Below are 19,137 nucleotides of genomic sequence, written 5' to 3'. Positions count from 1 at the left end.
GATCAGCCGGTGACCGTGCGCTGCACCTGCAGCTTCAGCAGCTCATCGGGGTCATCGGTCAGGGGGTTGTGATCCAGCACGCAGAAGTCGGCCGCCAGTCCCCGGGCGATCCGGCCGGTGCCGTCGCGCCCGGAGGCCCGGGCGCCGGCTGAGGTCAGCGCCTCCAGGGCGTCGGCCGGGGCGAAGACCCTCTCCGGCTGATACGGATCCCGGCCGGCGTCGAACGCGGAGCGGGCTGTCAGGGCGATGAACAGATTGCGCGCGGCCTGATGCGGAGCGGTGGGGGCGTCGGTGCCCAGGGCGATCGGCACGCCGGCCTCGCGGAAGCGGTGCCAGGGGAAGCCCTGCACGGCGCGGTCGTCGCCGAGCATGGCCCTCCAGTTGTCCAGGACGGCGGGGTCGCAGTGCACCGGCTGCATGGAGGCGGTGACCCCGAGTTCCGCCATCCGCTCGATGGTGTCCTGAGCCACCGACTCCAGGTGCTCCACGCGGGGGCGTCGTCCCTCCCGGGGCCCAATGACGCGCACGCACTCCTCGACCAGATCGAGCGCCAGGGTGCTGGCCTGGTCGCCGATCGCGTGCAGCGCCAGCTGCAGGCCGCGGGCGTCGGCGGCGGTGGCCACCAGCAGGGCCGCCTCTCGCTCCCAGAGGGGGTCGGGGAGTTCGCCGCCCACGTACGGGGCGCGCATGGCTGCGGTGCAGGCGTCGATCACTCCGTCCAGGATGAGTTTGACGCCCACGATCCGCAGCCACTGGGTGCCGAACTCGGCGGCCATCTCGTCGCGGATCGCGGCCACCCGCTCGACCTCCGCGAGATCCGCCTCCGGGTCGCCGGTGGGGCGCAGCATCCAGTGGGCGTCGACGGGGAAGGGCAGGCGGCCGTCGCGCTCCAGCCGACGACGGAAGACCGCCAGGTCCGAGTCGCTGAGGCCCATGTCCGTGGCGCCCGTGGTGCCGCTGGCCAGGTAGGAGCGGAAGGCGTTGTCCAGGAAGCGGTCCTGATCCGCCTCGGTGGAGTGCGCGGCCTGGTACCCCCAGGCGTACTCGATCGCGGCGTTCTCCAGCAGCAGGCCGGTGGGCTCGCCGGCGGCATCGCGCACGATCTGACCGCCCAGCGGATCCGGGGTGTCCCGGGTGATGCCCAGCGCGGCCAGGCCGGCGGTGTTCACCCATGCGGCGTGGAGGCTGTTGGCGTCCAGGATCACGGGGATGTCGGCGACGACCGCGTCCAGCATGGCGGCCGTGGGCTGCTGACCCGGCGCAAAGGCATGCGGGTACCAGCTGGCGCCGAGGATCTGCGTGGCCTGCGGGTCGACGGCTCGCGCCTCGGCGATGCGCTGCTGGATCTCGTCCAGGGTGGCGCACTCGCGCAGGGAGACCTTGTCCAGGGCCTCGCCCAGCATGGTCATGTGCACGTGGGACTCCCAGAACCCCGGCAGCACGAAGGCCCCGTGCAGGTCCTCCTCCACGGCGTCGGGCCCGACGACTGCGCGCACCTCCTCCTGCGTCCCGACCGCCAGGAAGCGGCCGTCCTGCACCGCGAACGAGCGGGCGGTGGGGGAGGCGGCCTCTCCGGTGAAGACCGTGGCGCCGTGGAAGAGGGTGGTGCGAGACAAGGCGGGGTCGCTTTCGTCGTGCGGTTGGTCCGGCGCAGACACAGGAGGCCGAATGCGCTGAGGCTATCCCAGGCCAGCACTTGAAGAAGGCGGAGAAGGTCGGTGCCGATCTGCCGGGTCACTGACGGATCGCGCGTTTGGGCGGAGGCCCGATAATGGAGAGGTGATCGTCGAACAGAAGGAGCAGGTCATGAGCGAGACCAGTGCATCGCAGAACCCGCAGGAACCCGTCGAGCAGGAGCATCCCGCCCAGACGGAGTCCGAGCGCGAGGAGCAGCTGTTGGAAGAGGAGGAGCGGGAGTCCTTCCCCGCCTCTGACCCGCCTGCCAACTACTGAACACGACAGCACCGACGACGACGGCCCTGGCATCTGCCGGGGCCGTCGTGATGTCCGTGCGCTCGCGGGCAGGGCGCGACCCCTCGGGGGCGCCTGAGCCCGGTCTCAGCCCTTCATCAGTCGCGCGATGGCCTGGGAGGCCTCCTGCATCTTGGCGTCGGCCTCCTCGCCGCCTGCCTGGGCGGCGTCGAGGACGCAGTGGCGCATGTGGTCGTCGAGCAGGCCCAGGCCCACATTGCGCAGGGCCGAGTTCAGCGCGGAGATCTGCGTGAGGATGTCGATGCAGTACTTCTCCTCGTCGATCATGCGGTGGATGCCGCGGGCCTGACCCTCGATCCGCTTGAGGCGGGCCAGGTAGCGCTGCTTGTCCGACATGTACCCGTGGTGGGCATGGCCGTCCTGATCGAGCTCGCTGTCCGGGGCCATGCCCGCGGTGGCTTCCGCCGTCTGCTCCACGAGGGCCTCGTCGGCGGCGTCCTGATCGGTGCTCATGGTGCTGGTCTCCTGGTCGTTCGGGATGCTCATGCGGCGGCGGACTCCCGCTCGTCGGCCGTCGCGGCGGCAGGTGCGGCCCCGGAGCGGCTGCGGAACCCGCGCAGCCGCAGGCTGTTGGCCACCACCGACACGGAAGAGAATGCCATGGCCGCGCCGGCGAGCATGGGGTTCAGCAGTCCGAAGGCGGCCAGCGGGATCGCGGCCATGTTGTAGGCGAAGGCCCAGAACAGGTTGGACTTGATCACGCCCAGGGTCTTGCGCGACAGGCGCACGGCATCCGAGGCCGCGCGCAGATCCCCGCGCACTAGGGTGATGTCGGCGGCCTGGATGGCGGCATCCGTGCCGGTGCCCATGGCCATGCCCAGATCGGCCTGGGCGAGGGCGGCGGAGTCGTTGACGCCGTCGCCGACCATGGCGACCACGCGGCCCTCGTCCTGCAGCTGCTGGATGGTCGTGACCTTGTCCTGCGGCAGGACGCCGGCGATGACCTTCTCGATCCCGACCTCCGCGGCCACCGTCTCGGCCACGGCCTGGTTGTCGCCGGTCAGCAGCACGGGCGTCAGACCCTGGTCGCGGAACTGGCGGATGGCCTCGGCGCTGGTCTCCTTGGCCGCATCGGCGACCGTCAGGACGCCGCCCACGGCACCGTCCCAGGCCACGACGACGGCGGTCTCACCGTCCGACTCCGCCTGCTCCTTGGCGCGGGCGAGGGCCTCGGGCATCTGCAGGGACCACTCCTCGAGCATGGTCTCGCGGCCGATGACCGCCAGGCGGCCGTCGACGACGCCCTGCACGCCGCGTCCCTCGAGGTTCTGGAAGCTCTCCACGGCAGGCAGCTCTCCGACGCGCTCGCGGGCGCCGCGGGTGATGGCCCGGGCGATGGGGTGCTCGGAGGAGTCCTCCAGGGCGCCGGCGATGCGCAGCAGCTCCTGCTCATCCATTCCATCGTCGACATATGCGCTCTTCAGCGTCATGCGTCCGGTGGTGACAGTGCCCGTCTTGTCGAGCACGACGGTGTCGACCTTGCGGGTGGACTCCAGGACCTCGGGGCCCTTGATGAGGATGCCCAGCTGCGCGCCGCGGCCGGTGCCGACGAGCAGCGCGGTGGGGGTCGCCAGTCCCAGGGCGCAGGGGCAGGCGATGATCAGCACGGCCACCGAGGCGGTGAAGGCGGCGGTGATCGGGAAGCCCGCACCCAGCCACACGCCCAGGGTCGCCACGGCGATCGCGATGACGATCGGCACGAAGATGCCGGAGATCCGATCGGCCAGGCGCTGCACCTCGGCCTTGCCGGACTGCGCGTCCTCGACCATCTGGGCCATCTGCGCCAGCTGGGTATCCGAGCCCACGCGGGTGGCGCGCACGACCAGGCGCCCGCCGGTGTTGACGGTCGCGCCGGTGACGTCGTCGCCCTCGGAGACCTCGACCGGGACGGACTCGCCGGTCAGCATGGAGGCGTCCACGGCGGAGGAGCCGGAGACCACGGTGCCGTCGGTGGCGATCTTCTCGCCGGGGCGCACGACGAACTCGTCGCCCTCGGCGAGATCATCGATCGAGATGAGGGTCTCGGCGCCGTCGCGCAGGACGGCGACCTCCTTGGAGCCCAGCTCCATGAGCGAGCGCAGCGCAGCGCCGGCCTGGCGCTTGGAGCGCTTCTCGAAGTAGCGCCCGCCCAGGATGAAGAAGATGACGCCGGCGGCGACCTCCAGGTAGATCGCGCTGGCGCCGTCCGTGGGCTCGACCGACAGCTCGAAGGCGTGCGTCATCCCGGGGACTCCGGCGGTGCCGAAGAACAGGGCGTAGAGCGACCACAGGAACGCGGCGATCGTGCCCATGGAGATCAGCGTGTCCATGGTGGCCGAGCCGTGGCGCAGGTTGGTCCAGGCGGCCTTGTGGAAGGGCCAGCCGGCCCACACGATCACGGGGGCGGCCAGGGTGAGCGAGAGCCACTGCCAGTAGGTGAACTGCAGTGCGGGGATCATCGCCAGGATAATGACCGGAACGCCCAGCACGCCCGCGCCGATGAGCCGGTGGCGCAGCGACGTCAGCTCGGGGTCCTCGCCCTCGTCGTCGTCCTTCTGGGTGTCCGCACCCTTGGGCTTGGGCAGCTCGGCCGTGTAGCCCGCCTGCTCGACCGTGCTGATCAGCTGCTGGCTGTCATAGCCCTCCGGCACGGAGACGCGCGCCTTCTCGGTCGCATAGTTGACCGAGGCGCTCACGCCGTCGAGCTTGTTCAGCTTGCGCTCGATGCGGTTGGCGCACGACGCGCAGGTCATCCCGCCGAGCAGCAGCTCGACGTCGGGACCCGGCGACTGCGGCTGGGCGCTGGAGTCCGTGGGCGCGGAGGTGGTCATGGGTGCTTCTTCCTGGAAGTCGGTGCTCTCCCCGGCCCGGTGCGGCGGACCGGGGGTCAGTGATCGGGATCGGCGGGGCTCTCGAACTCGTCAGGGGTCTGCGAGTGCGAGGATTCCTCGGCCTGCTGGGTCCAGGAATCCACGGTGCTCTGAGGCACGACGGCGCCGCCGATGAAGAAGGCGGCGGCGAAGACCGCCGCCAGCGCCGCGAGGTAGGCCCCGAGGCGGGCGGCGGCGCTCACGCTGCGCGCTCGGCCGAGTAGCCGGCCTCCTCGACGGCGGCCTTCACTGCGGCGTCGTCGACGGGCTGGTCGCTCTCGACGACGAGGCGGCCGGTCTCGTGGCTGACCTGGCTCACGGAGGCGCCGGGGATCTCCTCGACCTCTTCGCGCACGGACATCTCGCAGTGCCCGCAGGTCATGCCGGTGACGTTGAACTCGGTGGTCGCCATGGTGCGCTCCTTCGCTGATAGTGATACCCCTAGGGGGTAGTTGTTGGATCCAGGTGTACCCCCTTGGGGTACGCGGGTCAAGGGGTGGTCCTCAGGCGAACGCGCTCGGATCTGCGTCCTCGGCGCGCTGAAGGCGTCGGAGCGGTTCGGTGGGTTCCCGAAGATCGACGAGAGTGGACACCAGCATGTCGGGCCGACAGGAAGAGGGCAGTGATGGCGAGGATGTGGGGGATCCACAACGACGCTCTGGGGGCCGAGCTGGTCGCGGGAGGGTTCGTCTCGATCGGCTGGGAGGCGATCGGCGATCTGCGAGTCGTCGGCATGGATCGGGAGAGCATCCGAGAGGCGGTGCTGCGCGCGAATCCGGATGCCAAGGCCGGGGCGATCCCGGTCTGGGTGGGGGTGCTCTATCGCTTCGCGGCAGAGATCCAGCGCGGTGACATCGTGGTGGCGCCCTACAAGCCCGATTCCACACTGAACTTCGGTGTGGTGGAGGGCGACTACGAGTTCCATCCGGAGGCCGAGCGCCATCCGCACCGACGGAAGGTGCGCTGGCTCAAGACCGGGGTTGCGCGCGGGCTCTTCCCGCAGAGCGCTCTCTACGAGATCGGGTCCGCGATCACGCTGTTCCGGGTCAGCAGGCATGCCGGGGTCTTCCAGGAGTTCCTCGACTCGGCGTCGGATGAGACCTTCGAGGCCCGGGTCAGCAAGACGACTGGCAGCAATTCCGCCGCGGAAGCTGTTCGCATCGCCGAAGATGAGCCGAATGCCGACCGCATCGACCAGCACACGCGCGACTTCATCATCCGGACACTGCGGGATGAGCTCAGCCACGAGGAGTTCGAGCACTTCGTGGCCGATCTGCTGCGCACCATGGGATACCAGGCGCGAGTCACTGCCTTCAGCACGGATGGCGGCGTCGACGTCCTGGCGCACAAGGATCCGCTGGGGCTGGAGCCCCCGCTCATCAAGGTGCAGTGCAAGCACTCGACGGCCACGAGGGGAAGGCCGGACGTCCAGCAGCTGATCGGCACTCTGTCCACGGGTGAAGTGGGCTTGTTCGTGACGCTGGGCTCCTACAGCCGCGATGCGATCGATCTGGAGAGGGAGCGGCAGAACCTGAGGCTGTTCGGAGGTGCCGACATCACGCGTCTGACGCTGGAGCACTACATGGAGCTGCCGCCCCGCTGGCGGTCGCGGATGCCGCTGCGCTCCCTGCTCGTGGTGGATGCGGCGCCCGAGTCGCAATGAGCGACACGCTCACCCCACTAGCGCCGCGAACCTCCGCAGATCCACGTTCCCGCCGCTGAGGATCACGCCCGCCCGCAGCCCGCCGACGTCGTGCTCCTGAGCCCAGGCGCGCAGTCCCGCCAGGCCCAGACAGCCAGTCGGCTCCACGACCGTCTTCATCCGCTCGGCGAGGAAGCGCATCTCGGCCATCAGAGCGTCGTCGGGCACGGTGATGATCGAATCCACGCGCTCGCGGATGATCTCGAAGGTCGTATCGCCCACCCGGGTGGTCTGGGCGCCGTCGGCCAGCGTCTCGGGGACCTCGATCGAGAGGGGATGTCCGGCAGCCAGCGACCGCTGCACGTCGTCCCCGGCGGCAGGCTCCACGCCGATCACGCGGCACTGCGGCGCCAGCAGGCCCGCCGCCAGTAGGGAACCCGATAGCAGACCCCCGCCGCCCAGCGGCACGAACAGCAGATCGAGCGCCCCGACGTCCTCGAACAGCTCGAGCGCGGCCGTGCCCTGCCCCGCGATGATGTCCGGGTGATCGAACGGCGGGACCACATGCGCCCCGCGCTCCTCGGCCAGACGGGCCGCCAGCGCCGCGCGATCCTCGGTGCGGCGGTCGTAGGCCACCACCTCGGCGCCGTAGCCGCGCGTGGCGGCCGTCTTCATCTCGGGCGCATCCGACGGCATCACGATCGTGGCCGCACGCCCCTGCAGCGCAGCGGCCAGGGCCACCGCCTGGGCGTGGTTGCCCGACGAGAAGGCGACGACGGCGTCGTCGTGCGGCAGCCGCGACAGCGCGGTGAACGCCCCGCGGAACTTGAACGCTCCGGCCCGCTGCAGGTTCTCGGCCTTGAGATGCGCGGAGCACCCGAGCTGTGCGTCCAGGGTGCTGGAGCTCAGCACCGGGGTGCGGTGCGCGACGCCCTCGAGGATGCGGGCGGCGGCCAGGACGTCGTCGGAGGTGGGGCTCATGGCCCCAGTATCCGTCTCAGCGCAGCGGATCGAAGGCCTTGATCGCCGGGTGGATCGCTCCGGTGGTGATCTGATCGGCCAGAAGGCGCCCGGTGATGGGTCCCAGGACCATGCCCCACATGCCGTGCCCGCCGGCCACGTAGACATTGGGGACCTGCGTGGCGCCGATCAGCGGGAGGCCGTCCGGGGTGACGGGGCGCGAGCCGACCCACTCGTCCTGGCGGTCGTCGAGGTCCACGCCGGTCATCAGCTTCCGCGCCTCGTTGACGATCGCGGTGATGCGCCCCGGGTCGAAGGGCTCGTCGGCGTGCTTGAACTCCATGGTGCCGGCGATGCGGAACCGTCCCTGATAGGGGGTGCAGGCCATGCGCGCGTGCGGCAGGTACACGGGGTGCTCGGCGGGCTGGTCGGTGGCCACGGAGAACGAGTACCCGCGCCCGGCCTGGACCTTCACCTTCACGCCCAGCGGCGCTGCCAGCCGGGGCAGCCAGGCACCGGTGGCGATCACGACGGTGTCGGCGGTGAGGTGCTCGCCCGTGGACAGCGTCACCGACGGGGTCCGCGTGGAGTTCACGTCGGTGACTTCGACACCCGTGCGCAGGGTGCCGCCGCGCTGGATGAAGGCCTGCCCCAGCGCCTCCATGAACGGGCCGGGCTCGAAGTAGCGCTGACCCTCCAGCCGGTAGGCCACCTTCACGTTCTCGGAGAGCATCGGCGCGAGCTCGCGGGGGTTCTCGAGCGGCTCGAACGGCACGTCCTGGCCGTGGCGGACCGCTCCGGCCACCTCGCCCAGGAACCCCTGGGACTGCTTCTCGTTCTCGAACCCCACGACGAACGGGCTCTTGCGCGTCCAGGACTCGATGCCGCCGTCGGTCAGCTCGTCGAAGCCCTCCAGCGCGAGCTTGTCGATCGGCGTCAGCGCGGCCATGGTGCTATCCCACGACCTGGTGGTCGCGTGCGCCATGAACCGGGCGAAGAAGCTCCACAGCGTGGGGTCCACGCGGGCGGGGATGTGCAGGGCGGCGTCGGGGTCCAGCAGCGCCTTGGGCCCGTAGCCCCACAGGCTCGGGTGCGACAGCGGGATCGTCTTGCCGGGGGAGAGCCAGCCGGCATTGCCCCACGACGACCCCGCAGCCACGCCCTCCTTGTCGATCACGGTGACCTCGTGCCCGCGCTCCTGGAGGTGCCAGGCGGTGGCCAGACCGACCATTCCTGCTCCGATGACGATGGCGTGGCTCATGGCTCTCCTCCTGGGGGACCGTTCGGTGCGGGTGGCCGCGGGCGCTGCTGATGATGTGATCCGGAACACTAGAAGGACTCTGCCGATTCCTCCATGATCCATGGAGGAATCCGTGCGCATTCAGCGATAATCGACGGAATCCGCTGACCGACCCTCGGGAGTGCCCATGACCGCCGCAGAATCCGTCGCCTCTCGTTCCCTGGACGAGCTGGATCTCTCGCTGCTGCGCGAGCTGCGCGGCAACGGGCGCATGGCGATCAGCGAGCTGGCTCGTCGGGTGGGGGCTGCCGAGTCGACCTGTCACAAGAGGGTGGGCGCCCTGATCGAGTCGGGGGTGATCACCGGCTTCCGCGCCGACGTGGACCCCGCCGCCCTGGGGCTGTCGATCGAGGTCATCATCAGCATCCGCGTCCACCCGCATGCTCGTCGATCCCTGTCGAGGTTCCAGGCCTACCTGACGGATCTGCCCGAGTCGCGGCAGGTCTACTTCCTCGCCGGTGACCGCGACTTCCTGGTCCACGCCGTCGTGCGCGACACCGAGGCTCTGCGTGCTCTGGTCTCGGACCGGATCAGCATGCGCGAGGAGGTCGCCTCCACGAACACCAGCCTGATCTTCGACCACTCGCCGCGATGAGATCTGCGCACTGGCTGCTGCCCATCGACCCCGCCGCCCACGCCGCGCACCTGCCGGGCGACTGGCGCACCCGCGCAGATGCCACGGCCGTCTGGGACGCGATCGGGCGCTCGCAGCCGATCCGCCGCTGGTGCCTGCGCACGGGCTTCCGGATCATGCGGCCCGGGGATCTGGTCTGGGCCTACCTCTCCCGGCGGCAGGAGCTGTGCGCCGTGGGGACGGTGGCCGAGATCGTCCAGGAGGACGGTGCGTGGTTCGTGCACATCGACTGGGATGGGCCGCGCACCGCGCAGCTGTGCCGGGATCCTCTGCCGCGCGGCGCCTTCGGCCAGGTCCCCATGTCCACCTGCCGGGCGGGGGAGCCGGCGACGGAGGTGCTCGCGGCGTGCCACGGGGCGCTGGCGGCCCGGGGGGTGTGATGCGCAGCACGAGGCCGTAGGTTCGCCGCAGACCTGCGGTCGACGGGCTGATCTTCCGCGACGGCCGCACCGGCGAGCGGATCGCACGGCTGTCGTCGCACGAGGAGTGCCGGCGCCGCTTCGGGGCCTCGTTCCTCGGTATCCACCGCGCCGACCTGCAGTCGATCCTGTTCGGCGCCCTGGACCCCGACTCGCTGCACCTGGCCAAGCGCGTGGTGGAGATCGACGATTCGGGCTCCGCAGCCGTGCTGCACTTCGCCGACGGTCAGCGGGCCGAGGAGCGCAATGCCCGCCTGGCCGCGCCCGGGGCCTTCGACCGCCATCTGGCCTGGGTGCACGGCTTCCGCGCCGATGAGCAGATCCCCGAAGCGCCCCGGGTCGCCGACTGAATCCCTGAGCCAGCAAGAGAGGAACCGAGATGACCGAGAAGAACCGCATCCAGTCCGTCATGCCCGCGTCCCTGCCGGCCGAGCCCGCCGAACGCACCGTCTACTCCTACGGCGTGCGCGCCGTGGTGGAGGAGGCCGGCGTGGCCGCCCTGGCCCGCCCGCAGTTCCTCGTGGAGATCTCCGCGATCGCCCACCTGGGCTGAGTCCGCCACCGAGCGCCGATAGGCTCGGCTGATCGGACGGCGAGAGGAAGGCCGAGCATGACCCAGCACGACCCGCAGGCAACGACGACGACCGGGGGAGCTCGAGAGCAGCGCAGCAGCCGTCTGGCCGTGACAGTGTTCCCGCTGCTGATCCTGGCCGGGGCGGCCGTCGCCCTGATCCTCCCCGGAGCCTTCGCAGGGTGGGGCGCGGGGGTGGTCCCGGCGCTGATGATCATCATGTTCGGCATGGGCCTCACGCTGTCCCTGCCGGACTTCGCGCTCGTGCTGAAGCGGCCGCTGCCGGTGCTCGCCGGCGTCCTGCTGCAGTTCACGATCATGCCGCTGCTGGCCCTGTGCATCGCGACCGTCCTGGATCTGCCGCCGCAGTTGGCGGCCGGGCTGATCCTGGTGGGCTCGGTGCCCGGCGGGACGTCGTCCAACGTGGTGACCTACCTGGCCAAGGGCGACGTGGCGCTGTCGGTGACCATGACATCGCTGTCCACGCTGCTCTCGCCGCTGCTGACCCCGCTGGTCACCCTGGCGCTGGCCGGTCAGTTCCTGGCGGTGCCCACCGGCGATCTGGCGCTGTCGCTCGTGAAGATCGTGCTGATCCCGATCGTCCTGGGCCTGATCATCCACTCCCTGCTGCCCGGATTCGTGCGGCGGATCGAGCCGATCCTGCCGTGGGTGTCGGTGCTGGGCATCACCTACGTGGTGATCGCCGTGGTCTCCGGCTCCGGCGAGGTGCTGGCCGCCGCCGGGCTGGGGCTGCTCGCAGGCGTCATCCTGCACAACCTGCTGGGCTACGGCCTGGGCTATGCGGTCGCCGCGCTCGTGCGCTTCCCGGTGGCCTCCCGCCGAGCCGTCTCCGTGGAGGTCGGCATGCAGAACTCGGGACTGGCTTCCGGTCTGGCCGCGCAGTACTTCTCCCCGGAGGCGGCGCTGCCCGGGGCGATCTTCTCGGTGTGGCACAACATCTCCGGCGGGATCCTGGCCTCGATCTGGGGACGGCGCCGACCGGCAGGTGAGACCGCACCGGAGCCTCACCGCGGCTGAGGCAGTCGCGGCACCCGTCGTCGTCGTCGCGACAGGCCGAATGCTCACCGCTCCTGCATCGACTGGCCGAATGCAGACCGTTTCAGCGACGAAACGGTGACGACTTGGCCAGTCGATGAGGATGGAGTGGCTTTTCGGCCAGTCGCAGGGTCCCTCAGAGGCGCCGCAGCGTCAGGGACTGCTCGGCGGTGCCGACGGGGCCGCGGGCGTCGTGCAGCGTGGAGCTGGTGAGCCCCACGCCGTCCGGACCCCAGACGACCTCGGTGTCCAGGCCGGTCCAGGTGCCTTCCGGCAGCCGGTGCAGATGGACGGTGAGGTCCACGTTGGGGAAGGTCCATCGATCGGTGGACTCGCGCACGGCGATCCCGTTGGCGGCGTCGATGCTGGAGAAGAACCGGGCGAGATCGCCTGCGGTCTCCCCGGCCACGATCTCCGACGGGCTGTGCAGCCACACGGTCGCCCGGCCCGGGCGCTGACGCACCACCCTGGCCTGGATCTGGGCGATGTAGCCGCCGGGCCACCCGTTGCTCATCTCCCACGGGGCGACCTCCTCCGGGGAGGGCATGGGCTCGGCCTGCCCGCCGACGACATCGGTGGTGTCGGCGCGCGAGAGGTACCAGGCCCGGGCGATGACGACGGCGCGTCCGCCGATCGTCACGGTGGCCTGCAGCAGCTCGATCGTCCGGCCGGGTCGCAGGACCTCGATGCCGACGGTCAGCTCGGACATGGGCAGGCGCCCCAGGATGTCGTAGCTGATCCTGCTCAGCTGGAGCTCGGCACTGCCGTGCTCGGCCCGGAACCGCTCGAGCTCGTGGACCACGAGCCCGGCGATGGAGGCGAAGTGGTGATCCTCCGCGGACCAGGCGCCCTCGGCGTTCACGGTGGGCTCGAACGTGGTGGGGCCGGTGCGATGGAAGAAGGCCTGCTCGGCGGTCATGTGGCTCCTGAGTCGTGAGGACGCGAGTCGGGCTTTCAGTCTGCGTCGGTGTCAGCCCCGTCACAAATCGCTCGGGCGTTCGCGTCGGGGAGAAGGCCTTCCGGCCGTCGGCCCCCAGGCGCATGATGGACAGATGACTGATCTGCAGAACCCCACCAGCACGTTCGTCCTGAACAACGGCATCGAGATGCCCGTGATCGGGCTCGGCGTCTACCAGTCGGCACCGGAGGAGACGGCCCAGGCCGTCGAGGCCGCGCTGCGGGCCGGGTACCGCCTGATCGACACCGCCGCGGCCTACGGCAACGAGCGCGAGGTCGGGCAGGGCCTGCGCGATTCCGGCGTCCCGCGCGACGAGGTCTTCCTGGAGACCAAGGTCTGGATCAACGACTACGGCTACCAGGAGACGCTGCACGCCTTCGACAAGGCCGCCGGCAAGCTCGGTGTGGAGCAGCTCGACCTGCTGATCCTGCACCAGGCCCTCGAAGGCGAGTTCGAGCGCACGATCCAGGCGTACATGGCCCTCGAGCAGCTGCTCGCAGACGGCAAGGTCCGTGCCATCGGTGTCAGCAACTTCGAGGTCCGCCACCTGGAGGAGCTCATGCAGCGCACCACGGTGGTCCCGGCCGTGAATCAGATCGAATACCACCCGTACTTCGCCCAGACCGAGGTGGAGCAGTTCTGCCGCGAGCACGGCATCCTGGTCCAGTCCTGGTCCCCGATCGGCGGCATCACCAGCTACCGCGGCTCCGAGGGCCAGGAGACCACCACGTTCGACGACCCGACGATCGCCCAGATCGCCCAGGCGCACCGGGCCACCCCGGCGCAGGTCATGCTGCGCTGGCAGCTGCAGCGCGGCCGTCAGGTGATCCCCAAGTCGGTGAATCCCGAGCGCATCCGCGAGAATTTGGACGTCTTCGGCTTCGAGCTGACCGAGGACGAGCTGGGGCAGCTCGATGCCCTGAACACCGGCAAGCGCGGCGGACCGGAGCCGCACCAGGTCACGCTCGAGGACTTCGGCAAGGAGATCCCGGAGGCCTGAGGCCCCGCCGGGCCACCATGGCGCACCTCGAGGGGATCGGTTCCACCCTGGTCAAGGGACTGGGGTGGAGTCAGCATGAGCGGATCGGGGTGGCGGTCGGCGGGCTGGACCGGGACCGTCGCTGGACGCCGGTCTGGGCCAATGACCTGACCTGCCTGCGGGCCCCGCAGTTCCCGGCCATGGTCCGACTGGTGGTCGAGCCGGGGGATCTGCCCGGGGATGACCAGCACGTGGTTCATCAGGAGGCACGGATCCGCTACTACGACCGCCGGATCCCTGCGCGCGTGCACGACGGACCTCTCGCGCGGCGCCTCTCGGCCGAGGCCGGGCGGCAGGTCCTGCTGGCCCGCACCCTTTTCTCGGACGCGCTCGTCTGGGGTGCGCCTGTGAGCGTGCTGCTGCGCTCCGAGCTGGTGGGGCTGCCGTCGGACACGGACCGATACCGTCCCAATCTGGTGATCGACGACCGCGACGCCCCGCTGGCGCTCGCGGCCGGATCGCGCCTTGAGGTCGGTGCGGTGACTCTGGAGGTCGTGGGGGAGCTGGAGCGCTGCGTGATCATCGACCATGACCCCGTCACCGGGGCGAAGGACCATTCCCTGCTGCGGCGCATCCGTCCCGGGGCGCTGCTGGCCTACGGCTGCATGGTCGTGACGGAGGGCGAGCTGGCGGTGGGGGACCCCGTCAGGGCCATGCTCGCGGCCTGAACCGGGCAGTACGCCGCGAAAGACGACGAAGGAGCACACCGTGGAGCGCGACGAGCTGCTGGAGCGGATGAGCCGCGGGGAGACCATCCGCGGCGGATCGGACCTGCATGCGGCCATTCACGAGATCAGCCAGGAGGCGCTGCGGATCACCGCCGAGCTCAACTCCGGCTATCAGGACCCTGGTGAGGTCCGACGGCTGCTGGGCGCTCTGACCGGGCAGGAGATCGACGCCTCCGTGACCGTCTTTCCGCCGCTGCGCTCGGACTTCGGCAAGGCCCTGCGCATCGGCTGCGGTGTCTTCATCAACTCCGGCTGCGCGTTCCAGGATCAGGGCGGCATCACGATCGGCGACCGCTGCCTGATCGGGCACAACGCGGTGATCACCACGCTGAATCACGACATGGATCCGACCAAGCGCGGCGACATGCACCCCGCTCCGGTGGTCCTGGGCGGCGACGTCTGGCTCGGCGCCAACGTCACGATCCTGCCCGGCGTCACCATCGGCGATGGGGCGGTGGTGGGCGCCTCCTCGACCGTGACCAAGGACGTGCCCGCGGGCGCCGTGGTGGTCGGCACGCCCGCGAAGCAGATCAGCTCGGTGCCCGGGTACGAGCGCTGAATCCACTGCGCCCAGTCTTCTCCAAGTCCCAATGTGGATTTGGAGAAGACTGGGGTTGGAGAAGCGGCTCAGACCTCCAGCAGCACCTTGATGGCCTCGCGCTGGTCCATGAGGCGGTAGGCCTCCGCGGCCTCCTCGAGCGGCAGGCGCTTGTCGAAGACCTTGCCGGGCTCGATCTTCCGATCCAGGATCAGCTGGATCAGCTCCGGGAGGTAGCGGCGCACCGGGGCGGGGCCGCCGTGCAGGTGGACCGTGCTGCCGAAGAGGAGGTCGCCGGGCAGCTCCACGCCGTGGGAGACGCCCACGAAGCCCACGTGACCGCCGGGGCGGGTGGACTTGATGGCCTGGAGCATGGCCTCCTGGGTGCCTACGGCCTCGATGACGCTGTGCGCGCCGAGCCCGCCGGTGAGCTCCTTGATCTTGGCCACGCCGTCGTCTCCGCGCTCGGTGACGATGTCCGTGGCGCCGAACTCGCGGGCAAGCGTCTGCCGGGACTCGTGGCGCGACATGGCGATGATGCGCTCTGCGCCCATCTGCTGGGCGGCCAGGATGCCCATGAGGCCCACGGCGCCGTCGCCGACCACGGCCACGGTCTTGCCCGGGCCGGCGGCTGCGGCATCGGCGGCGAACCAGCCGGTGCCCAGCACGTCCGAGGCTGCGAGCAGCGACGGGATGAGGTCCTCGTCCGGCTGCTCCGGGGTGGCCACGAGCGTGCCGTCTGCCTGGGGGATGCGAGCGAGCTGCGCCTGCGTGCCGATCCCGCCCATGGGCGTGGTGTCCACGCAGCGCGACTGGTAGCCGGCCTGGCAGATCTCGCAGGTGCCGTCCGAGGTCATGAACGACCCCGCCACGAAGTCCCCGGGCTTCACCGTGGTGACGCTGTCGCCGACCTGCTCCACGACGCCCACGTACTCGTGGCCCATGGGCTGATCCTCCACGTCCTGGGCCCCGCGGTAGGGCCACAGGTCCGAGCCGCAGACGCAGGCGGCCGTGACCTTGATGATCGCGTCCGTGGGCTCGACGATCTGGGGGTCGTCGCGATCCTGGACCCGGACCTCGCCGGGGCTGTGCATGATGACGCCGCGCATGGGTGCCTCCTGATGAGTCGTGTCGTGCCTTCCGCTGGAAAGCGTAGAACGGGGCTCCGACGACACAGAGGCCCTGTCGGGACCCCTCTGGCAGACTGCTCACGAACCGATCCGCGGCCGGTCGGCCGCCATGAGACCGAGGAGACAGCCATGAAGGCGCGCCGACGCCTCCTTCCGTGGCGAAGCCGCTCGCGGCGCTGGATGGCCGGCGTCCTGGAGATCATGCCGGGCTCGGCCGTGGACGATCCGATCTCCGTCGTCGTGGGCGCGATCGCCATGATCCTGCTGCTCCCGCTGCTGGTGCTGTGGCTGCTCGAGTCCCTGGCACAGTGGATCGCGATGCCGTTCGTGCTGCTCGCCCGTGCATCAGGGATGGCCGCCGTGCCGCTGGTCGTGACGGAGCGCGGGCACGTGGCCCACCGTGAGATCGTTCTCGGATGGGCCGAGGCGGATCACCGCCTGGTCGAGATGCGCCGCGAGATCGACCACGGCAGTCCGCATCCGTGGCGCGATCGCAGCGACCCGTGGACCAGCAGCAACCAGCCGGGATGGTGAGGACGAATGGACAGGATCGAGCTTCCGGGAACTGAAGTCGTGCTGGAGGAGGCGACGGCCGAGGACCTGCCGGCGCTGATCGGGCTGCTGTCGGACGACATTCTGGGCGCCTCCCGCGATGGGATCCGCTCGGAGGAGGACAAGCAGCGCAAGGACGCCCACCGCTTCTACGAGCGGCTGGGCTTCGAGCGCAGGCACGAGGGGTTCAAGCTCGTGCTGGGAACGGACTAGCGGTGCCCTTCCTGGACCGCCTCTCCCGCTGGGCCGAGCAGCGTTCGCAGGGCACGGCCGTCGTCTGCGCCGGCGACCGGCTGAGCTGGAGCGGGCTGCGCTCGCGGGCTGCCGAGCTGGCGGCTTCGGGGGAGGCCGTCGGGATCCTGCAGCAGGGCACCGGCACGGAGTTCGTCGTGCGATGGGCGGCGGGAGTGGCCGAGCGGCGCGTGTGCGCGGTCCTGGATCCGGGCCTGCCCGAGAGCATCGGCGGCGCGGTGCGAGAGCGCTGCCGCGACGTGCTCCCGGAAAGCGCAGCACCGGCAGACCTGCGCGACGGGCCCGACGACTCCGCCTTCCTGGTGGGCCTGACCTCCGGCACCACCTCGGTGCCCAAGGGGTTCCTGCGCAGCCGCGGCTCCTGGCGACGCTCCTTCGAGGCCTCGACCCGGCATTTCGACCTGCGCAGCGAGGACCGGGTGCTGGTGCCCGGCCCGCTGTCGTCGAGCATGAATCTCTACGCGCTCTCCGAGTGCCTGCATGCCGGCGCCGCCGTCGTCGTCCTGCCGCGCTTCGACAGCGCGGCGGCCCGTGCGGCGATCACCGCCGAGGGCGTCACCCGGGTGGTGGCCGTGCCGACGATGCTGCGCCTGATCGCCGAGCGCGCCCTGGCTGCCGGAGAGTCTGCGCATGGACTGCGTGCAATCGTCTGCGCGGGGCAGAAGCTGGATCCGCAGACGCTGGCCGCGGCCCGCCGATGGGCGCCGAATGCCGTGATCTGGGAGTACTTCGGCGCTGCGGAGCTCGGCTTCGTGGCCGCTCAGGAGCATTCGCCGGGGGAGATCCGGACGCTCGACCCGACGGCGGTGGGGCTGCCGTTCCCCGGCGTGGAGGCGGTCATCGTCAACCACGACGGCCGTGTCCTCCCGGAGGGAAGCACCGGGAGCATCGCCGTGCGCTCCGATCTGGTGTGCGACGGCTACCTGTGGGGCGATGACGGCCGGGCATTCGCGCGGATCGCAGACCTGGCGACGGTGCGGGATCAGGGCTTCCTGCGCGATGGGCGGCTGCACGTGCAGGGCCGGGCCTCCGAGATGATCAACTCGGGCGGGCTGAACATCTACCCGCAGGAGGTGGAGGCCGCGATCGGCTCTGTGCCGGGGGTGGCCGAGGCCGTCGTGGTGGGCCTGCCGGATCCTTCTCGCGGACAGCGCCTGGTCGCCGGCGTCCTTCTCGAGGACGAAGGGACGGATCGGCAGAGCCTGCGGGCCGCACTGGAGACCCAGCTGGCCCCGACCAAGCGCCCGCAGCAGTACTGGCGGCTGGGTGAGCTGCCCGTCACCGGCGGAGGGAAGATCAGCCGCGCCGTGCTGCGGTCCTGGATCGAGGAGGGAGATCCCCGTGCCCGACCCCTCGGCTGAGCCCCCAGCTCCTCTGCTGCTGCTCGGGCGCCGGACCCCGCTGGTGCGTGCCCGGACCGCGCTGTCCGACGTTCCCGTGCATCAGCTCCTGACTCCCGTCCTGCGCAGGCTCATGACGGACTCAGGAGTGGCGCCGGAGTCCGTCGCGGACGTCGTGATGGGCAACGCGGTGGGCGCCGGCGGCAACCTGGCGCGGCTGTCGGCCCTGGAGGCCGGGCTGCCTCTGTCCGTCCCGGGGGTCACGGTCGATCGGCAGTGCGGCTCGGGGCTCGACGCCGTCGTGCTGGCCTGCCGACTGGCGCAGGCCGGAGCGGGTAGCGCCTTCCTGGCCGGCGGCGCCGAGAGCATCAGCACCGCTCCGCTGCGGGGCCGTCGAGGGACGGACGGTGAGGTCGAGTTCTACCGGCGCGCCCGCTTCAGCCCCGAGCACCTGGGGGATCCGGGCATGGGTGAAGCCGCGGAGACCGTGGCCCGGGAGCGCGGGATCGATCGCCGGCGCCAGGATGCCTTCGCCCTGCGCAGCCACCGCAGGGCGCTCGAGGCGGCGGCCGTCGGACGGTTCGATGAGGAGCTCGTGCCGGTGACCGGAGCCCGAGGCGAAGTCACCGCCGACAACGGCCCGCGTCCGCGCTTGAACGCCGAGCTGCTGGCCCGCTTCCCGGCGGCATTCGTCGACGGAGGCACCGTGACCGCCGGGAATTCGTGCGCCGATGCGGATGGGGCGGCTGCGGTCCTGATCGCGACCCCGGCGGCGGCGCACGGCCTGCGAGCGACGACGGCCCTGGCCTTCCGCGGCGCGTCGACCCTGGGGGTGGATCCCACGCGGCTGGGGCTGGGAGCGGCTGCCGCGGCGGCTCGGCTGCTGGCGGAGCAGGGGGTGGCCGCGAGGCAGCTCGCGGCGGTCGAGTTCAACGAGGCCTTCGCCGGGCAGGTGCTCGCCTGCACCGACCTGCTGGGCATCGACGAGCGCGTGCTCAACGCCGACGGCGGCGCCCTGGCCCTCGGCCATGCCTACGGCGCCTCCGGAGCGGTCTCCGTGGTCCGGCTGCTGGCCCGAGCGCGCGATCTGCCGGAGGGCAGCCTGCTGCTGGCCATGATCAGCTCGGCCGGCGGCATCGGCACGGCGGCGCTGTTCGAGAAGGTCGCCGTCTGAGCG

The 19,137-nt window shown here is 70.7% G+C and carries 23 protein-coding genes; 14 read left to right on the top strand and 9 right to left on the bottom strand.

Annotation, left to right across the window (positions count from 1 at the left end; all coding sequences use genetic code 11):
• Positions 1–2: 2 nt before the first annotated feature.
• The gene (locus tag M3E84_RS00870) at positions 3–1,616 is read right to left on the bottom strand and encodes an amidohydrolase (RefSeq protein ID WP_259894032.1); all 1,614 of its coding nucleotides are present in this window, start codon (positions 1,614–1,616) and stop codon (positions 3–5) included.
• Between the two features lie 190 nt (positions 1,617–1,806).
• Here M3E84_RS00870 and M3E84_RS00865 point away from each other — a divergent pair, with 190 nt between their 5' ends.
• Positions 1,807–1,953: a hypothetical protein gene (locus M3E84_RS00865; protein ID WP_201023894.1), complete on the top strand. Its 147-nt coding sequence runs from the start codon at positions 1,807–1,809 to the stop codon at positions 1,951–1,953.
• Between the two features lie 105 nt (positions 1,954–2,058).
• Here the strand turns inward: M3E84_RS00865 and M3E84_RS00860 are convergent, their stop codons facing one another.
• The 4 genes from M3E84_RS00860 to M3E84_RS00845 form a co-directional block, all read right to left on the bottom strand.
• Positions 2,059–2,379 carry a metal-sensitive transcriptional regulator gene (locus M3E84_RS00860; protein ID WP_053448350.1) on the bottom strand — a complete coding sequence of 107 codons (321 nt, stop codon included), beginning with the start codon at positions 2,377–2,379 and terminating at the stop codon, positions 2,059–2,061.
• 95 nt (positions 2,380–2,474) lie between these two features.
• On the bottom strand, positions 2,475–4,802 hold the full coding sequence (locus M3E84_RS00855) for a cation-translocating P-type ATPase (protein ID WP_259894031.1): 2,328 nt from the start codon (positions 4,800–4,802) through the stop codon (positions 2,475–2,477).
• 56 nt (positions 4,803–4,858) lie between these two features.
• A complete protein-coding gene (locus M3E84_RS00850; protein ID WP_259894030.1) occupies positions 4,859–5,044 on the bottom strand; it encodes a hypothetical protein in 186 nt (61 codons plus the stop codon).
• Positions 5,041–5,253 carry a heavy-metal-associated domain-containing protein gene (locus M3E84_RS00845; protein ID WP_006214316.1) on the bottom strand — a complete coding sequence of 71 codons (213 nt, stop codon included), beginning with the start codon at positions 5,251–5,253 and terminating at the stop codon, positions 5,041–5,043. Before M3E84_RS00845 ends, M3E84_RS00850 begins: the two co-directional genes overlap by 4 nt.
• 213 nt (positions 5,254–5,466) lie before the next feature.
• On the opposite strand from M3E84_RS00845, the gene M3E84_RS00840 reads away from it, so the two are divergent.
• On the top strand, positions 5,467–6,504 hold the full coding sequence (locus M3E84_RS00840; protein ID WP_259894029.1) for a restriction endonuclease: 1,038 nt from the start codon (positions 5,467–5,469) through the stop codon (positions 6,502–6,504).
• A gap of 9 nt (positions 6,505–6,513) precedes the next feature.
• Here the strand turns inward: M3E84_RS00840 and M3E84_RS00835 are convergent, their stop codons facing one another.
• The gene (locus M3E84_RS00835; protein WP_259894027.1) at positions 6,514–7,464 is read right to left on the bottom strand and encodes a pyridoxal-phosphate dependent enzyme; all 951 of its coding nucleotides are present in this window, start codon (positions 7,462–7,464) and stop codon (positions 6,514–6,516) included.
• Positions 7,465–7,480: 16 nt separating this feature from the next.
• On the bottom strand, positions 7,481–8,704 hold the full coding sequence (locus tag M3E84_RS00830) for an FAD-binding oxidoreductase (protein ID WP_259894026.1): 1,224 nt from the start codon (positions 8,702–8,704) through the stop codon (positions 7,481–7,483).
• 166 nt (positions 8,705–8,870) lie between these two features.
• On the opposite strand from M3E84_RS00830, the gene M3E84_RS00825 reads away from it, so the two are divergent.
• The 5 genes from M3E84_RS00825 (at position 8,871) to M3E84_RS00805 (ending at position 11,405) form a co-directional block, all read left to right on the top strand.
• The gene (locus M3E84_RS00825; RefSeq protein ID WP_259894024.1) at positions 8,871–9,338 is read left to right on the top strand and encodes an Lrp/AsnC family transcriptional regulator; all 468 of its coding nucleotides are present in this window, start codon (positions 8,871–8,873) and stop codon (positions 9,336–9,338) included.
• Positions 9,335–9,757, top strand: a complete 423-nt coding sequence (locus M3E84_RS00820) for a hypothetical protein (protein ID WP_259894023.1) — start codon at positions 9,335–9,337, stop codon at positions 9,755–9,757. Before M3E84_RS00825 ends, M3E84_RS00820 begins: the two co-directional genes overlap by 4 nt.
• Before the next feature lie 212 nt (positions 9,758–9,969).
• Positions 9,970–10,146: a hypothetical protein gene (locus M3E84_RS00815; protein WP_259894021.1), complete on the top strand. Its 177-nt coding sequence runs from the start codon at positions 9,970–9,972 to the stop codon at positions 10,144–10,146.
• 29 nt (positions 10,147–10,175) lie between these two features.
• The gene (locus tag M3E84_RS00810; protein WP_259894020.1) at positions 10,176–10,349 is read left to right on the top strand and encodes a hypothetical protein; all 174 of its coding nucleotides are present in this window, start codon (positions 10,176–10,178) and stop codon (positions 10,347–10,349) included.
• 57 nt (positions 10,350–10,406) lie between these two features.
• Positions 10,407–11,405, top strand: coding sequence for a bile acid:sodium symporter family protein (locus tag M3E84_RS00805; protein WP_259894018.1), 999 nt, complete (start codon positions 10,407–10,409; stop codon positions 11,403–11,405).
• A gap of 154 nt (positions 11,406–11,559) precedes the next feature.
• Here the strand turns inward: M3E84_RS00805 and M3E84_RS00800 are convergent, their stop codons facing one another.
• Positions 11,560–12,342 (bottom strand): thioesterase family protein, encoded by a 783-nt coding sequence (locus M3E84_RS00800; RefSeq protein ID WP_259894016.1) that lies wholly within the window; start codon positions 12,340–12,342, stop codon positions 11,560–11,562.
• 133 nt (positions 12,343–12,475) lie between these two features.
• Here M3E84_RS00800 and M3E84_RS00795 point away from each other — a divergent pair, with 133 nt between their 5' ends.
• The 3 genes from M3E84_RS00795 to M3E84_RS00785 are packed head-to-tail and all read left to right on the top strand — an operon-like array spanning position 12,476 to position 14,707.
• Positions 12,476–13,381, top strand: coding sequence for an aldo/keto reductase (locus M3E84_RS00795; protein ID WP_259894015.1), 906 nt, complete (start codon positions 12,476–12,478; stop codon positions 13,379–13,381).
• Positions 13,382–13,398: 17 nt separating this feature from the next.
• Positions 13,399–14,088 (top strand): MOSC domain-containing protein, encoded by a 690-nt coding sequence (locus tag M3E84_RS00790; protein ID WP_259894013.1) that lies wholly within the window; start codon positions 13,399–13,401, stop codon positions 14,086–14,088.
• Between the two features lie 40 nt (positions 14,089–14,128).
• Complete coding sequence (locus M3E84_RS00785; RefSeq protein WP_259894012.1) at positions 14,129–14,707, top strand: DapH/DapD/GlmU-related protein; 579 nt, start codon at positions 14,129–14,131, stop codon at positions 14,705–14,707.
• 68 nt (positions 14,708–14,775) lie between these two features.
• Here the strand turns inward: M3E84_RS00785 and M3E84_RS00780 are convergent, their stop codons facing one another.
• Positions 14,776–15,795, bottom strand: a complete 1,020-nt coding sequence (locus tag M3E84_RS00780; RefSeq protein ID WP_259894010.1) for a zinc-dependent alcohol dehydrogenase family protein — start codon at positions 15,793–15,795, stop codon at positions 14,776–14,778.
• 150 nt (positions 15,796–15,945) lie between these two features.
• Here M3E84_RS00780 and M3E84_RS00775 point away from each other — a divergent pair, with 150 nt between their 5' ends.
• The 4 genes from M3E84_RS00775 to M3E84_RS00760 are packed head-to-tail and all read left to right on the top strand — an operon-like array spanning position 15,946 to position 19,134.
• On the top strand, positions 15,946–16,350 hold the full coding sequence (locus M3E84_RS00775) for a hypothetical protein (RefSeq protein ID WP_259894008.1): 405 nt from the start codon (positions 15,946–15,948) through the stop codon (positions 16,348–16,350).
• A gap of 6 nt (positions 16,351–16,356) precedes the next feature.
• Positions 16,357–16,581, top strand: a complete 225-nt coding sequence (locus tag M3E84_RS00770; protein ID WP_259894007.1) for a hypothetical protein — start codon at positions 16,357–16,359, stop codon at positions 16,579–16,581.
• A gap of 2 nt (positions 16,582–16,583) precedes the next feature.
• The gene (locus M3E84_RS00765) at positions 16,584–17,981 is read left to right on the top strand and encodes a class I adenylate-forming enzyme family protein (RefSeq protein WP_259894005.1); all 1,398 of its coding nucleotides are present in this window, start codon (positions 16,584–16,586) and stop codon (positions 17,979–17,981) included.
• Positions 17,962–19,134, top strand: coding sequence for a thiolase family protein (locus M3E84_RS00760; RefSeq protein WP_259894003.1), 1,173 nt, complete (start codon positions 17,962–17,964; stop codon positions 19,132–19,134). Before M3E84_RS00765 ends, M3E84_RS00760 begins: the two co-directional genes overlap by 20 nt.
• The last annotated feature ends 3 nt before the right edge of the window (positions 19,135–19,137 follow it).

Origin of the sequence: Kocuria sp. p3-SID1428, from assembly GCF_025149945.1 — a bacterium.
Taxonomy (GTDB): Bacteria; Actinomycetota; Actinomycetes; order Actinomycetales; family Micrococcaceae; genus Kocuria.
This window is presented reverse-complemented; position numbering and strand designations above follow the sequence as displayed.

Excerpts from the sequence above, each read along its gene's own strand:
- M3E84_RS00865 (WP_201023894.1), top strand. The coding sequence starts at position 1,807 with ATGAGCGAGACCAGTGCATCGCAGAACCCGCAGGAACCCGTCGAGCAG.
- M3E84_RS00860 (WP_053448350.1), bottom strand. The coding sequence starts at position 2,379 with ATGGCCCCGGACAGCGAGCTCGATCAGGACGGCCATGCCCACCACGGG.
- M3E84_RS00855 (WP_259894031.1), bottom strand. The coding sequence starts at position 4,802 with ATGACCACCTCCGCGCCCACGGACTCCAGCGCCCAGCCGCAGTCGCCG.
- M3E84_RS00845 (WP_006214316.1), bottom strand. The coding sequence starts at position 5,253 with ATGGCGACCACCGAGTTCAACGTCACCGGCATGACCTGCGGGCACTGC.
- M3E84_RS00840 (WP_259894029.1), top strand. The coding sequence starts at position 5,467 with ATGGCGAGGATGTGGGGGATCCACAACGACGCTCTGGGGGCCGAGCTG.
- M3E84_RS00835 (WP_259894027.1), bottom strand. The coding sequence starts at position 7,464 with ATGAGCCCCACCTCCGACGACGTCCTGGCCGCCGCCCGCATCCTCGAG.
- M3E84_RS00830 (WP_259894026.1), bottom strand. The coding sequence starts at position 8,704 with ATGAGCCACGCCATCGTCATCGGAGCAGGAATGGTCGGTCTGGCCACC.
- M3E84_RS00825 (WP_259894024.1), top strand. The coding sequence starts at position 8,871 with ATGACCGCCGCAGAATCCGTCGCCTCTCGTTCCCTGGACGAGCTGGAT.
- M3E84_RS00820 (WP_259894023.1), top strand. The coding sequence starts at position 9,335 with ATGAGATCTGCGCACTGGCTGCTGCCCATCGACCCCGCCGCCCACGCC.
- M3E84_RS00810 (WP_259894020.1), top strand. The coding sequence starts at position 10,176 with ATGACCGAGAAGAACCGCATCCAGTCCGTCATGCCCGCGTCCCTGCCG.
- M3E84_RS00805 (WP_259894018.1), top strand. The coding sequence starts at position 10,407 with ATGACCCAGCACGACCCGCAGGCAACGACGACGACCGGGGGAGCTCGA.
- M3E84_RS00800 (WP_259894016.1), bottom strand. The coding sequence starts at position 12,342 with ATGACCGCCGAGCAGGCCTTCTTCCATCGCACCGGCCCCACCACGTTC.
- M3E84_RS00795 (WP_259894015.1), top strand. The coding sequence starts at position 12,476 with ATGACTGATCTGCAGAACCCCACCAGCACGTTCGTCCTGAACAACGGC.
- M3E84_RS00790 (WP_259894013.1), top strand. The coding sequence starts at position 13,399 with ATGGCGCACCTCGAGGGGATCGGTTCCACCCTGGTCAAGGGACTGGGG.
- M3E84_RS00780 (WP_259894010.1), bottom strand. The coding sequence starts at position 15,795 with ATGCGCGGCGTCATCATGCACAGCCCCGGCGAGGTCCGGGTCCAGGAT.
- M3E84_RS00775 (WP_259894008.1), top strand. The coding sequence starts at position 15,946 with ATGAAGGCGCGCCGACGCCTCCTTCCGTGGCGAAGCCGCTCGCGGCGC.
- M3E84_RS00770 (WP_259894007.1), top strand. The coding sequence starts at position 16,357 with ATGGACAGGATCGAGCTTCCGGGAACTGAAGTCGTGCTGGAGGAGGCG.